This is a genomic window from Streptomyces sp. NPDC126510, assembly GCF_040302345.1.
Classification (GTDB): Bacteria; Actinomycetota; Actinomycetes; order Streptomycetales; family Streptomycetaceae; genus Streptomyces.
On sequence record NZ_JBEORR010000024.1, the window covers coordinates 134,498 to 146,901 of the forward strand.

Here is a 12,404-nt window from a genome sequence, read left to right on the forward strand (position 1 = left end):
GCGTACGCGAAAACGTGACCGAGTTAAATAATTTACCGAGTTTCACTGTGGAGGTTCGGCGGCAGCCCGGCCGTGAGCCGCCCGAACGCCCGCTCCGCGGCCGCCACCGCGTCCGGCCGCACGTCCGCCACCCGCTCCCCCGCCGCGATCCGCCGCCAGTTCTCCAGGGCGAGCACCCGCAGCACGGCCATGATCTGCCCGGCCGCCAGCCGCGCGTCCAGGTCACCCCCGAGCACCTCGGCGAGCGCGGCCTCCGACCGCTCCTGGTGCGCGTACGCCCGGGCGACCAGGGAGGGCGTCCCGTACAGCAGGGCGTGGAAGGCGAGCACGTCGGGATGGTCGCTGAGCCCGGTCACCGGATCCCCCCGCTCCAGCCCGGCCACGAAGTGCCGCCGCAACGCCTCCACGGGCGCGGTCCCGGCCTCCGCGACCACCCGGGCGGCCTCGCCCTCGTGGTCGGCGATCCGGTACAGCACCAGATCCTCCTTGGCCGGGAAGTACCGGAACAGCGTCGGCTTGGAGATCTCGGCCGCCGCCGCCACCTCCGCGACGGACACCGAATCGAACCCCTTCTCCAGGAAGAGCCGCACGGCGATGTCCGACACGGTCTCGTACATCCGCTGCTTCTTGCGCTCACGCAGGCCGGGGGTGCTCATGCCCGGGAGCCTACGCAGTGCCGGACAGCGGCCGGGAGACTAGGCGAAGGCGCGGGCGAGGCAGGGGTTCGCCGTGGAGGGCGTGGGGAGGCCGAGGGAGGCGGTGGCCGCGGCGAGGGTCACCGCGTAGGAGTCCACCGCCCGCCGGACGTTGGGGGCGTCCCGGCTCGCTCCGGTCACGATGCGGTCCAGGTCGACGTAGGCGGAGCGCACGATCTCCAGCCAGCGGTACACCTGCCGGTCCCTGCGCCAGTCGTGGGTGTACTCGGCCGGCAGCAGGCGCTCCCAGCGGCGGAACATCCGCTCCCTGATCTCCGGCCGGGTCGGCGTGAGGTGCATGTGCCGGACGAGGTCGTAGAGGGGATCGCCGACCACGGCCATCTCCCAGTCGATGATGGTCAGCGCCAGGTGGTCGTCACGGCGTACGAGGTTCCAGGGGTTCAGGTCTCCGTGCAGCAGGGCGGGCTCGCGCTCGCTCACCTCGTGCCGGGACAGGATCAGCCGCAGGCGGTCGGCGTCGGGCAGTCCGAGGTGGCGCGCCAGTTGCTGCGACTCCTTCGGCAGGTCCCGCACCAGGGCGACGAGCTGCTCCCGCAGCCAGTGGTGGAACCGGCCGTCGCCGGCCGTCGGGTCGACCTGTCTGTACCGGACCCGCGTCAGGGCGCACAGCTGGTCCACCAGGCCGTCGGCCTCGTGCGGCAGCAGGCCGTGGACGGGGTGGTCGGGGGGCCGTCCGACGTCCCTCGGCCCGACGTAGGTGTGGAAGGCGATGGTGTCGCTCTGCGGCGTCTCGCCCAGTGCGAGCACCCTCGGCGCCGCCACGTCGGCGGACGACTCCTCGATCGCCCTGAGCACGGCGTGCTCGCTGAGGAAGCCTCGCTCCCGCCGGCACACCTCGGGCAGCTTCCGCCGGACGACCACGGGTGAGTCGACGCCCGGCACGGACACCACCGTGTTCAGGTGGGCGGTTCCCTTGAACACCCTGCCCGCGGGAGCGGCTCCCTCCGCCAGCAGGGCCTGCCGCACCGCGGTGGACGGAAATCCGGGGCGCTCCGGCACGCGCCGGTCGGGCCTCCATTCGAACGCCTTCGCGATCCAGGCCCGGCCGCTGAGGTCCCCGTTCGTGCGCGACGCCAGCCACCGGAAGAGGGCCCGCCTGGTCTCGCCCCCGCGCGGCACCTTCGTGAGACGCAGCGGTTCCGCCGCCGCCTCCAGGGCCCGGCGCACCTCCGCGGTCGCCTCGTCCAGGCTCGTCTGCGTGAACGATTCCTCCAGGGAACGGGCGGCCCGCATCACGTCCGGGAAGACGGACTGGGCCCGCTCGAAGGCCAGGTAGTGCCGGAGGTCCCTGGCGAGGCCGTTGACGGCGGCCGGACGGACGCCCTGCATGGCCCCGGCCCACGCGTCGACCACTTCGCCCCACTGCTCGGCCGGGTACCGCATACGGATGAGATGCGTCGCGAGGTCGTGCAGCGGGTCGCCGTAGGTGGCGAGCTCCCAGTCGACACAGACGAGGGGCGCCTCACCCGCGTAGGACACGATCACGTTGTCGCGGTGCAGGTCGGCGTGGAGCAGGCTGTACGGCCGCCGGGCCATCGCGGGAACCCGTCCGGCCAGCCCGGCGAGCGCGTCCTCGGGGATGCCGAGCGCGGCGAACAGACCGCCGAAGGCCGCGCGGTTGGGCCGTCTGATCTGCCGGTCGGCCAGATGGACCAGCGTCTGGAGGAAGCCCTGGCTGTCCGTGTCGTTGCGTGGCCAGACGGGCGGGAGGGCGGGCAGCGCGCCACGCCGTACGTGGGTCATCCGGGCGAGCAGACCCGCCAGGGCCTGGACGAGCAGGGTGTCGACGGGCTTGCCGTCGCCGCAGACGCCGGAGAGCGGAACACCGTCCACAAAGCTGTGGACGGCGAATCCGTCCAGCTTGAGCAGGCACTCGGGCACGTGGGGGAGGACTCCCCGGACGGCGTCGAGGATCTGCGCCTCGTCCTGCCACGTCCGGATGGCGACGGGCAGCGCGTCCGGACGCCGGATCCGGACGGTCACCGTCGTGCCCGCTTCACGCCCGGCCAGGCGGGCCATGTCCTCCGTGAGCGGCAGGACGTAGTTCCGGTGATGGTGGCCGCCGGTCGCCTCCCCCGTCTCGGCGGCCCGTTGCACGAAGGCCCGGCAGAGGGCGTCGTGCGAGGCGCGCTCCCCGTGCGGAGGACGGGGACGAGGGGGTGCGCCCACTGGCCGCTCCGGAAGTACGAGAAGGGGGGACGGTAAGGCAAACCGTAAGGTCGCGGCCGGTGCCGCGCATGGCGGAGTGAGCCGACAAGGGGGTTTGCCACCCATCTGCATGAGGTGGCGCGAACCAGTTCGATGGCGGACCGGTTGGCCCATTCACATACGAACGAGGACGAGCGTTTGACTCAATCGCTGCACGGTGCGGGAATGCTACACCCGGCCACCCCTCGCCCCTCTCCAACCTCCCCCGTGCCTTTTCGCCACTGAGGGCGCTCGGACGCGTCTACGTGCGCAGCAGGCTCAACAGCGGCTCCAGGGACTCCAGCACCACGTCGGCCCCGGCCGCCCTCAGGAGCTTGGCCTTCCTTCCGTTGCGCGCGTAGCCCAGGAAGGGCACCCCGGCCCGCCCGGCGGCCTCGTGGTCGGAGGGCGTGTCTCCGATCATCAGGGCATCGCCCGATGCCACCCCCATCGCGTTCAGCGCCCGGTTCAGGCAGTGGGGATCGGGCTTCAGGTGGCGGAGTTCCCGGGTCCGGCCGTAGAAATGGGGAGCGAAGCAGTCCACGAGGCCGCGGCGCTCGAGGTACGTGCGGACCACGCGCGGCGAGTTGTTCGTCGTGATCGCCAGGCGGGCGCCCACGGCCGTCCAGGTGCGGATCAGCGGGTCCGCGTACGCGGTCGGCCACGCCGAGGAAGCGGCCCGCAGTTCCTCCTGGGTGAGACGTTCCTCCAGCTCGGCTACCAGGTCGCTGCCGGGGTGCCGGCGGTCCACGGCCCGCAGCACGACCTGCGGGTCGAGGGACTCGCGCTCGGTGTCGGTCAGCAGGCCGTGCAGGCCCCGGCTCTCGAGCCAGGAGACCAGGCCGGTCGCCACCTGCTCCGCCGAATGACCGGCGAACAGCCGGCAGATGGGCCCGTCGAAGTCCCAGAGCACCACCCGCGCGCGTCTGGCCAGATCGCGAAGTTCGCCCGGATCGTTCTCGGTCTCGATTGTCACCGCATCAGTCTGCGCCGCATCAGGAGTCACTAGGAGAGTGTCAGGTCCGTCGTGATGGTTTCCCAGAGGGCGTTGAACCACTTCTGGGATTCCTTTACGAATGCCGCGTCCCGCCGCCCCGTCCGCTCCACGAAGGAGAAGAGCAGGGACTGGGAGCCGAGGACGTCGTACATGTCCAGGGTCTGGCTGCCCCATTCCTCCTCGCGCCTGGTCAGCATGTAGTAGCCGATCAGGGCCTCCTCCTCGTTGAGGAGGTACAGCTTCACCGGCGGCGTGAAGGGCAGCGCCCGGAACGTGACGTGCACGTCGATGCCGTGCGTCGAGCGCAGCGCCCGCAGGTTGTGCTGGAGGACCTGCCCCTGGGCGTTGCGCATGGCCAGCCAGCGCTGGTGGACCGGGTTGTCGTCGCCGTGGGCCTCGACCGGTACGGGGAACGCCAGCTCGATGTCCCGGGACGGGACCAGGATGCGGACGTCGATCGACTCGGGGTGGATGCGGCCCTCGTGGATCAGGCGCAGCGGCTCGCCGATGGCGACCATCAGCGTCTCCGCCGTGTGGCAGACCACGTCGACACGGACCCGCCGGGCCGAGAACGCCTCGGTCAGCCGCGGGGCCAGGCCCACCATGGTCGGCTGGGGTTCGCCGCGGGCGGGGGCCGGGGTGGCGACCCGTGGCGGGCTGCCCTTGCTGACGTCGCTGAGGAGACCGTCGTCCTGGAGGGCCCGCAACGCCTGGCGGACCGCGCCGCGCTCCACGCCGAACTCCTTGGCGAGTTGAGTCTGGGTGGGCAGCCGGTCCCCCGGCTTGAGCTCGCCGGCTCGGATGCGTTCCCGCAGGCTGTCGGCGATCTCCTGGGGCGATGACCTCCTGCTGCCGTTCGCTGCCACGTTCTTCGCCACGCTCTCCTGGGTCACAACCAAACGCTACAACTTTGATCCATCTGACGGGAGTTGCTTGAAAGTTGTTTATAACTAGGGGCCAAGTGGGGACAACTTAAGCAGAGTTGGTTGCCAACTTCTTGAAGTTGGCGGAAGTTTTGCTTCCGGACTTCCGAAGGGGGAACACCGATGCCCGCCCTCGCTCTCCTCTCCGCCGCCTTCGTCGTCGCCTTCGAACAGCTCGTCCAGTGGAAGTACGGTCCGGCCGGCCTCGTGGGCCTGATCCTTCTCACCGTCGGCGTCAAGGCCAAGAGCCCGGCCGTCAGCTCCGCGGGAGCCGTCGTGCTCGCGCTGCTGATGACGGGGCCCGCCCGATGAGTCACCGCACCGCACCGGAACGACCCGTGGGGGACGTCAGCCCGTGAGCACCAGCTCCGAACTGATCGTCTCCCACAGTGCGTTGAACCACAGGTGCGACTGCTCCACGAACGTCGTGTCGCGCAGCCCGGCGCCCTGCCGGAAGGCGAACAGCATGGACTGGGTGCCCTGGGCGTCGTACAGCGCCGGCTGCTCGTGATCGGTCTCGGCCTCCCGGCGCGTCAGCGTGTAGTACGCGAACAGCGCCTCCGTGCCGTTCAGCAGGTACAGCTTCACCGGCGGGGTGAAGGGCAGCGCCCGGAACGTGACGTGCACGTCGATGCCGTGGGTGGCGCGCAGGGCCAGCAGGTTGTGCTCGAGGACCTGCCCCTGGGCGTTGCGCATCGCCAGCCACCGCTCGTGCACCCAGTCGTCGCCGCGCCCCTCGACCGGCACCGGGAAGGCCAGGTCGATGTCCCGGCTCGGCAGCAGCACCCGGACGTCGACCTTGGCCGGTTTCAGCCGTCCGGCGTGGATCTGCCGCAGCGGTTCACCGATGGCCAGCGTGAGGGAGATGGACGTCAGGCACACGGCGTCGATCTCGACGTGCTCCGCCGCGAACGCCTTGGCGATCCGGGGAGCGAGAGCCACCGTCGTGGGCCGCGGCGGCGCTTGCGGGCCGGTCAGCGCACCGGCGGGGTCGGGCGCGACGGTCGCCGGGCTGCCCTTCGACACGTTGGTGAGCAACCGCTCGGACTGCAAAACCCGCAGTGCCTGCCGCACCGCACCGCGCTCGACACCGAACTCGTGAGCCAGCTGGGCCTGGGTGGGCATGCGCTCACCCGGGCGCAGCGCCCCCGACCTGATCCGGGCGCGCAGCTCGTCGGCCACCTGGTGATGTGTTCTCTGTGGCCGTCCTGACCTCTTCCGTCCGTTGACGGAGTCATGTTCCGGGTCCACAACCGAACAGTACAACTTCTCGCCATCTTCCGGCAGTTCAGGGAAAGGTGGTTATGAGCCGCTTCCAAGCGGAGATAAGTACAGAGAAGTTGGTAGCCAACTTGGGGAACATGGTCAGACCTTCAAGGAGGTTGGCCACCCGCCCAGGGACTCCCTTCCGGAGGGGAGCCGGGAGTCCCGCCCGGCCGACAGGGCCGCACGACAACCACAACTGAACAGCTCGCTACGGATGCGGGTCCCCAGCACACCGGCAGGAAGGGAGCGGCTCAGAACATGTCCGGGCACCAAGGCCGCCTGGACGTACGCAGCAGGGCGTCGGCCTTCCGGGCGGCGCCCACTCGTCCTTCGCGCACCCGCCCCAGTGCCGCCAGCCGCACCGCCGACTCGTCCCCGAGCCACAGCGCCGACAACTCGCCCACCCCCAGCTCGAGTTCCGCGCTCTCGGTGGTCGGCGTGCAGGACGCCCCCTCGGGCGAGGCCTCCAGCCGGTAGCGCCCGCCGGTCAGCCCGTCCGCGCCGGCGACCTCCAGCACCAGAGCCCCCTGACCCTCGTACGTCCGCGCCTCCAGCGCCCGTTCGACGTCCAGGATCCGCACCCACAGCCAGTCCGCCAGCGAGGTGATCCGGGCCGCCCTCGGGTCGGGCAGGAAATGCGGGAGCAGGTCGTCGGGCGCCCGCCGGCCGCTCTTCACCTTCACGACCCAGTCGACGGAGCAGACGTACTCCCACAGCGCGCGTTCCGCGGCCGGTGTCCTGCCGATCAGCCACCGCACGGTCGCCGTGTTCAACGGCTGCTTGGCGTCGCCCCAGTTGTCGTCCACCTCGTAGGCGGCCATGCCCTCGACCTCGCCGGACGCCGAGCGGTACACGGCGTAGAAGGGCTGCTTCCACGACGGGTCCCAGCGCAGGACGCCGGTGTTCGTCTTCCACCACGTCTCGTCGCGGTCGATGGCGCCGGGCAGGCCCCGGCGCAGCCGCTCATGCAGTTCGGGGCCGAGCTTGCGGGCGTCCTCACCCTCCACCAGATCGATCCGCCCGCCGTCCGCCGGGCCCGCCCAGCGGGCGTCGAGGCCCGCGCGCGGCACGTCGACCGTCCACTCCGCCATCCAGGTCGCCGGCCCGAAGCCGTAGCGGCCGTAGATCGGGTACTCGGCGGCGATCAGCGTCGCGACGACGTCCCCGCGGTCCTTCGCGGCCGCCAGGTCCTTCGCCATCATCCGGCTGAGCAGTCCGCGGCGGCGGTGGGTGGCGGTGACGGTGACGCCCGAGATCGCGTCGGCCGGTACGACGGCCCCGCCGACGGCCGTCAGCTCCTGGTCGAAGGAGCGGAAGGTCGCCACACACCTGCCCTGGTCGAAGGCCCCGAGGTAACGGCCCTCGACGAACCGCTCGCGCCGGCCCTCGACCTCCTCCTCGGAGAGCGCGGCCGCTCGCAGGAAGCCGGTGTTCACGGCCCGCAGCCAGTCGGCGAACTCGCCTTCGGTGATCGGGCGTACGTCGATGCCGTCGGCACGGGGCATGGGGGTCATGACCTCACGCTAGGCACAGGGCCGGTCGGTGTCGCGTGAATATCCGACCGGCCCTGCACCCGGCCGCGGGGCTCCAGGAACCTGCCGGGCGGGCCGCTCAGCAGGGCGCTGAACGGCCGCGCGGCGTGTTCCCCGAGCGCCGCGGCCTCCGGCAGCCGGCCCTGGGCGGCTCACACCAGCAGGTCGTCGACCTGCGCCTCCCCCTCGCGGTAACGGCGCGCGATCTCCGCGCCGCACTCGTCGGCCCTGCGCTGGAGCCGCCGGCGGCGCCGGGAGACCTGCTGCTCGTGCCGCTCGAGCCGCCCCATCGCCGTGTTCAGCTCCAGGTCCGTGCGAGCGTCCAGGTCGGACAGCTCGACCTCGGCGAGCATCTCCGCGGCCAGCCGCCGGTACTCCTCGCCCTGCGGGGTGCCCAGGGTGACGTGGCGGGCCGAGGAGCGGTGCCGGGCCGGGGCGTCCCGCAGGATCTCCGCCAGCCGCTCCACCACCGAGGTCTCCTCGGCCACGGCTACGGAAGCGGCGTCCGCCGGGGCACGCCGGGTCACCTCGGCGCGCAGGATGTCGATGCGCCCCTGGAGCAGCCGCCGCAGATAGCTGAGGTCGGCCTCGTCGCGCTGGGCCTCGCGGCGCAGCGTGCGCAGCTCGGGCAGGCTCAGCGCGGGCAGCTCCGGTCCCGAGGTGTCCGAGGGCAGCCGCGGGCTGTCCGTGCGCTGTGTGGGCGGCCGGTGGTACTCCGACGCGCCGATCCCCGTGTACGTCGACCGGAAAGCCGCCTGCTGCTGTCCGGTGCTTGATGTGCTCATGTGCCTCAACCGTCCCCTCGACCGGTGTGTGCAAGCATCGTGCCACCCCAAGTGGCCGCTATGGGAACGAGTGCCCCCGATAGACCCCAGATGGGCGGTATAGCAGCAAAATACGTCCGTGCAGGGGCTGTTGGCGCCCGCGCAAACCACCCTTTCGGGCCATGCGCCGACCGGCCGAGGCGCGGATGTCACCGCCCTGCATGATGGACGTATGCGAGCAGTGGTGCAGAGGGTGGACGGCGCGAGCGTCGTCGTGGACGGCGAGACCGTGGGGGCGATCGAGGGCGAGGGACTGTGCGTCCTCGTCGGCGTCACCCATGAGGACACCAAGGAGAAGGCGGCCCAGCTGGCCCGCAAGCTCTGGTCGATCCGCATGCTGCACGACGAGAAGTCGTGCAGCGACATCGACGCGCCGCTCCTGGTGATCAGCCAGTTCACCCTCTACGGCGACGCCCGCAAGGGCCGCCGCCCCACCTGGAACGCCGCCGCCCCCGGCGACGTGGCCGAACCGCTGGTCGACGAGGTGGTCGCCCAACTGCGCTCCCTGGGCGCGACGGTGGCCACGGGCCGGTTCGGAGCGGCGATGAGGGTATCGCTGACGAACGACGGCCCGTTCACCGTGCAGATCGAAATCTGACCCGAAAGATCTACAAGTCCTACGGCTCGACGACGACTTCCTGCGCCGCGGCGGTGTCCCCGGCCACCAGGGGGGCGTCCGGCGCCACGTTCCGCTTCACCAGGGCGAGGGCGACCGGGCCGAGCTCGTGGTGGCGGGCCGACGTCGTGATGAAGCCGATCTTGCGGCCGTCGGGGCCGTCGTCCGCGAGCCGCAGCTCCGTCCCGGCCACGGGGAGGTGGACCTCGCTGCCGTCCAGGTGCAGGAAGACCAGGCGGCGCGGCGGCTTGCCCAGGTTCTGCACCCGGGCGACCGTCTCCTGCCCCCGGTAGCAGCCCTTCTGCAGGTGCACCGCCGAGCCGATCCAGCCCAGCTCGTGCGGGATGGTGCGGTGGTCGGTCTCGAAGCCGAGCCGGGGCCGGTGCTGCTCCACGCGCAGCGCCTCGTAGGCGAGGATCCCGGCGGGCGGCCCGGCCTGCCCGGCGAACGCCTCCAGACCGGCACGCGGCAGGAACAGATCCCGGCCGTGCGGCGTCTCCCGCACGACGGCGTCCTCGGGGACCTCGGCGATGGAGCCGGCCGGGAGGTGCACCACGGCGATGTCGTCGGTGCGGTCGGCGACCTCGACCTTGTAGAAGAACTTCATCGACTCCAGGTACGCGATCAGCGCCTCCTGGGTGCCCGGCTCCACATGGGCCCAGACCGTCGCGCCGTCGTCGACGAGGTACAGCGCGTGCTCGATGTGGCCGTTCGCGGAGAGGATCAGCGCCTCGGTCGCCCGGCCCGCCGGCAGGTCGCTGACGTGCTGGGTGAGCAGCAGGTGCAGCCAGGCGAGCCGGTCCTCGCCGGTGACGGCGACGACTCCCCGGTGCGAGAGGTCCACGAATCCGGTGCCGTCGGCGAGGGCGCGCTGCTCACGGAACAGGTCCCCGTAGTGGGCGGCGACGCCTTCGTCCACGCCCTCGGCGGGGACGGCGCCGGGCAGGGTCAGCAGGGGGCTCTTCATATCCGTAAGCCTACGACTCGGTAGTTGAAGCCTTGAGCGTGCAGTCCTTACACCGGCCGAAGATCGCGAAGTGCTTCATGTCGGTGTCGAAGCCGAAGGTCTGGCGCAGCTTGTCGGTGAACTCGGCGGCCACCGAGACGTCCGCCTCGATCACGTTCTGGCAGTCCCGGCAGACCAGGTGGAGGTGGTGGTGCCGGTCCGCGAGGTGGTACGTCGGCGCCCCGTGCCCCAGGTGCGCGTGACTGACCAGACCGAGCTCCTCCAGGAGCTCCAGCGTCCGGTACACCGTCGAAATGTTGACCCCCGACGCCGTCTTCCTCACTTCCACGAGGATGTCGTCGGGGGTCGCGTGCTCAAGGGTGTCCACGGCTTCGAGCACGAGTTGCCGCTGCGGGGTCAGCCGGTAGCCGCGCTGCCGCAGATCACTCTTCCAGTCGGTGCTCACCACACCCAAGAGTCTAGGACCACTCGCACGGGACCGGTCGAGGAAGGCGTGCGGCTACTTGAAGAAGGCGATGCCGTCGTCCGGCATGTCGTCGGGCAGGGCCTTGGCCCAGCGCTCGACCTCCTCCGGGGTCACGACCTTCTTCAGGTGGGCGGACATGTAGGGGCGCAGTTCGACCTCGGGGGTCTGCTTCTCGCCGACCCACATCAGATCGCTCTTGACGTAGCCGTACAGCCGCTTGCCGCCGGTGTAGGGCTGGGAGGCGGCCGTGCGGGCCACCGCGTCCGTCACGAGGTCGATCTGCGGCTTCTTGTCGGCCAGCTCGCCGTACCAGATCTCGATGACGCCGTCGTCGCGGGTCATCGTCACCTCGACCTTGCGGCCGGCGTCGATCCGCCAGTAGCCGTGCTCGGACTCCAGGGGACGGACCTTGTTGCCGTCCTTGTCCAGCACCCAGCTGTGGGACCGGTACTCCAGGAAGTCCCGGCCGTCGTGGGTGAAGGCGACCTCCTGCCCGAAGTTGCACTTCTCGGAGCCGGGGAAGTCGTGCACGCCGGCGCCCGCCCAGTCGCCGAGGAGGAAGGCGAGCGGGACGAGGTCCTTGTGGAGGTCGGACGGGATCTCGATCATGGGAACTTCCTAGACGGGGGTCAGCGCTGGCCCTGGTACAGCTTCTTCACGGTCAGTCCGGCGAAGGCGAGGACGCCGACGGCGACCAGGACCAACAGGATTTCGAAGAAGATCTCCACGGGGTGCTCCTTGAGCGGGGGTGCGAACGGTTGCACAGGGCCGAGCCCAGCTTACGCGGGCCCTTTCGGCACTACGATTCCGGCTATGGCGAAGAAGCTGGTGATCAAGGTGACGGCGGGGGCCGACGCCCCCGAGCGGTGCTCCCAGGCGTTCACGGTGGCGGCGGTGGCCGTCGCCAGCGGCGTCGACGTCTCCCTGTGGCTGACCGGTGAGTCCGCCTGGTTCGCGCTGCCCGGCCGGGCAGCGGAGTTCGAGCTGCCGCACGCGGCTCCCCTGCCCGACCTGCTGGACTCCCTCCTCGCGGGCGGCCGGGTCACCCTGTGCACGCAGTGCGCGGCCCGCCGCGACATCACGGAGCAGGACGTCATCAAGGGCGTGCGGATCGCGGGCGCGCAGGTGTTCGTCCAGGAGGCCATGGCGGACGGGACGCAGGCGCTCGTCTACTGAGGCTCCGTGGCGTCCGTGTACAGGCAGAACGGATGCCCGGCCGGGTCCAGCAGCACCCGCACGTCGTCCTGCGGCTGGAATGCGGCGAGCCGGGCCCCGACGGCGACGGCCCGGGCGGTCTCCCGTTCCAGGTCGTCGACCTCGATGTCGAGGTGGATCATCATCTGCTGCCGGCCGGGGCCGCTCGGCCAGACGGGCGGCACGTACGCGGGCTCGGTCTGGAAGGACAGCCCCGTGCCACCGCCGGGCGGCCGGATGTGCACCCAGTCCGGGCCGTCCTCGCCCGGCCGTACGGCCCAGCCGGGCAGCAGCCGCAGGTAGAAGCCCGCCAGTTCACGGGCGTCCGGTGCGTCCAGAGTCGCCGCCGCCAAGCGCATGTCCATCCCCCCGGGCCGGTTCAGTACCGGCGCTTCTTGCCGTCCAGCTCGTCCCACCACTCGTCGGACTGGGGATCCCCGGAGGGGTCGTCCCACCAGCGGTCCTCAGGGCCCCGCCGGTTCGCGACCATGGCCGCCACGGGCGGGATGACCATGGCGACCACGCACATCCCGACGGCGACGGGAACGGACCACAACCGCACGACACCCCAGGCCAGCACGAAGAGGCCGATGCAGAGGCCCATCATCGCGAAGTACGTGTGACGCCGGCGTGCGTACATACGTCCAGCGTAGGGGGTTTCTGACGGATCTCCGCGGCGGGGGGCCCGCGCGGGGTTCCGGCCGGAAACCCCCCAG

The 12,404-nt window shown here is 71.0% G+C and carries 15 protein-coding genes; 3 read left to right on the forward strand and 12 right to left on the reverse strand.

Annotated features, from left to right (window positions below; translation table 11 throughout):
• Positions 1–32: 32 nt before the first annotated feature.
• The 4 genes from ABTX60_RS30030 to ABTX60_RS30045 all read right to left on the reverse strand — a co-directional run bounded on the left by ABTX60_RS30030 (position 33) and on the right by ABTX60_RS30045 (position 4,799).
• Positions 33–656 carry a TetR/AcrR family transcriptional regulator gene (locus tag ABTX60_RS30030; RefSeq protein WP_352100144.1) on the reverse strand — a complete coding sequence of 208 codons (624 nt, stop codon included), beginning with the start codon at positions 654–656 and terminating at the stop codon, positions 33–35.
• A 39-nt stretch (positions 657–695) separates the two neighbouring features.
• Positions 696–2,885 (reverse strand): phosphotransferase family protein, encoded by a 2,190-nt coding sequence (locus ABTX60_RS30035; protein ID WP_352100145.1) that lies wholly within the window; start codon positions 2,883–2,885, stop codon positions 696–698.
• 280 nt (positions 2,886–3,165) lie between these two features.
• Entirely contained in the window at positions 3,166–3,879 is a 714-nt protein-coding gene (locus ABTX60_RS30040) for an HAD family hydrolase (protein WP_352100146.1), read from the reverse strand.
• A 29-nt stretch (positions 3,880–3,908) separates the two neighbouring features.
• Positions 3,909–4,799: a FadR/GntR family transcriptional regulator gene (locus ABTX60_RS30045; protein ID WP_352100147.1), complete on the reverse strand. Its 891-nt coding sequence runs from the start codon at positions 4,797–4,799 to the stop codon at positions 3,909–3,911.
• A 147-nt stretch (positions 4,800–4,946) separates the two neighbouring features.
• Between ABTX60_RS30045 and ABTX60_RS30050 the strand changes: the two genes are divergently transcribed.
• Positions 4,947–5,135 carry a hypothetical protein gene (locus ABTX60_RS30050; protein WP_030849031.1) on the forward strand — a complete coding sequence of 63 codons (189 nt, stop codon included), beginning with the start codon at positions 4,947–4,949 and terminating at the stop codon, positions 5,133–5,135.
• Between the two features lie 36 nt (positions 5,136–5,171).
• Here ABTX60_RS30050 and ABTX60_RS30055 read toward each other — a convergent pair whose 3' ends face one another.
• The 3 genes from ABTX60_RS30055 to ABTX60_RS30065 form a co-directional block, all read right to left on the reverse strand.
• Positions 5,172–6,089, reverse strand: coding sequence for a FadR/GntR family transcriptional regulator (locus tag ABTX60_RS30055; RefSeq protein ID WP_352100148.1), 918 nt, complete (start codon positions 6,087–6,089; stop codon positions 5,172–5,174).
• Between the two features lie 251 nt (positions 6,090–6,340).
• Positions 6,341–7,603: a GNAT family N-acetyltransferase gene (locus tag ABTX60_RS30060; protein WP_352100149.1), complete on the reverse strand. Its 1,263-nt coding sequence runs from the start codon at positions 7,601–7,603 to the stop codon at positions 6,341–6,343.
• 170 nt (positions 7,604–7,773) lie between these two features.
• Entirely contained in the window at positions 7,774–8,406 is a 633-nt protein-coding gene (locus tag ABTX60_RS30065; RefSeq protein WP_352100150.1) for an RsiG family protein, read from the reverse strand.
• A gap of 211 nt (positions 8,407–8,617) precedes the next feature.
• Here ABTX60_RS30065 and dtd point away from each other — a divergent pair, with 211 nt between their 5' ends.
• Positions 8,618–9,043, forward strand: coding sequence for a D-aminoacyl-tRNA deacylase (dtd, locus tag ABTX60_RS30070; protein ID WP_030242984.1), 426 nt, complete (start codon positions 8,618–8,620; stop codon positions 9,041–9,043).
• Between the two features lie 19 nt (positions 9,044–9,062).
• Here the strand turns inward: dtd and ygfZ are convergent, their stop codons facing one another.
• From ygfZ to ABTX60_RS30085, 3 genes are read right to left on the reverse strand one after another with little or no spacing between them, the layout of a single operon-like run.
• Positions 9,063–10,028, reverse strand: a complete 966-nt coding sequence (gene ygfZ, locus ABTX60_RS30075) for a CAF17-like 4Fe-4S cluster assembly/insertion protein YgfZ (RefSeq protein ID WP_352100151.1) — start codon at positions 10,026–10,028, stop codon at positions 9,063–9,065.
• Positions 10,029–10,038: 10 nt separating this feature from the next.
• A complete protein-coding gene (locus ABTX60_RS30080) occupies positions 10,039–10,476 on the reverse strand; it encodes a Fur family transcriptional regulator (protein ID WP_352100152.1) in 438 nt (145 codons plus the stop codon).
• A 51-nt stretch (positions 10,477–10,527) separates the two neighbouring features.
• Positions 10,528–11,103, reverse strand: coding sequence for a heme-binding beta-barrel domain-containing protein (locus ABTX60_RS30085; protein ID WP_352100153.1), 576 nt, complete (start codon positions 11,101–11,103; stop codon positions 10,528–10,530).
• Positions 11,104–11,307: 204 nt separating this feature from the next.
• Here ABTX60_RS30085 and ABTX60_RS30090 point away from each other — a divergent pair, with 204 nt between their 5' ends.
• Complete coding sequence (locus ABTX60_RS30090; protein ID WP_344466453.1) at positions 11,308–11,670, forward strand: DsrE family protein; 363 nt, start codon at positions 11,308–11,310, stop codon at positions 11,668–11,670.
• Here ABTX60_RS30090 and ABTX60_RS30095 read toward each other — a convergent pair.
• Positions 11,664–12,047: a VOC family protein gene (locus ABTX60_RS30095; RefSeq protein WP_352100154.1), complete on the reverse strand. Its 384-nt coding sequence runs from the start codon at positions 12,045–12,047 to the stop codon at positions 11,664–11,666. The genes ABTX60_RS30090 and ABTX60_RS30095 overlap by 7 nt on opposite strands.
• 20 nt (positions 12,048–12,067) lie before the next feature.
• A complete protein-coding gene (locus ABTX60_RS30100) occupies positions 12,068–12,328 on the reverse strand; it encodes a DUF3099 domain-containing protein (RefSeq protein WP_114253859.1) in 261 nt (86 codons plus the stop codon).
• Positions 12,329–12,404 lie beyond the last annotated feature (76 nt).

What these genes read in the sequence shown, in the direction of transcription:
- ABTX60_RS30030 (WP_352100144.1), bottom strand. Translation starts at nt 656, where the DNA reads ATGAGCACCCCCGGCCTGCGTGAGCGCAAGAAGCAGCGGATGTACGAG.
- ABTX60_RS30050 (WP_030849031.1), top strand. Translation starts at nt 4,947, where the DNA reads ATGCCCGCCCTCGCTCTCCTCTCCGCCGCCTTCGTCGTCGCCTTCGAA.
- ABTX60_RS30060 (WP_352100149.1), bottom strand. Translation starts at nt 7,603, where the DNA reads ATGACCCCCATGCCCCGTGCCGACGGCATCGACGTACGCCCGATCACC.
- ABTX60_RS30065 (WP_352100150.1), bottom strand. Translation starts at nt 8,406, where the DNA reads ATGAGCACATCAAGCACCGGACAGCAGCAGGCGGCTTTCCGGTCGACG.
- dtd (WP_030242984.1), top strand. Translation starts at nt 8,618, where the DNA reads ATGCGAGCAGTGGTGCAGAGGGTGGACGGCGCGAGCGTCGTCGTGGAC.
- ygfZ (WP_352100151.1), bottom strand. Translation starts at nt 10,028, where the DNA reads ATGAAGAGCCCCCTGCTGACCCTGCCCGGCGCCGTCCCCGCCGAGGGC.
- ABTX60_RS30085 (WP_352100153.1), bottom strand. Translation starts at nt 11,103, where the DNA reads ATGATCGAGATCCCGTCCGACCTCCACAAGGACCTCGTCCCGCTCGCC.
- ABTX60_RS30090 (WP_344466453.1), top strand. Translation starts at nt 11,308, where the DNA reads ATGGCGAAGAAGCTGGTGATCAAGGTGACGGCGGGGGCCGACGCCCCC.
- ABTX60_RS30095 (WP_352100154.1), bottom strand. Translation starts at nt 12,047, where the DNA reads ATGCGCTTGGCGGCGGCGACTCTGGACGCACCGGACGCCCGTGAACTG.
- ABTX60_RS30100 (WP_114253859.1), bottom strand. Translation starts at nt 12,328, where the DNA reads ATGTACGCACGCCGGCGTCACACGTACTTCGCGATGATGGGCCTCTGC.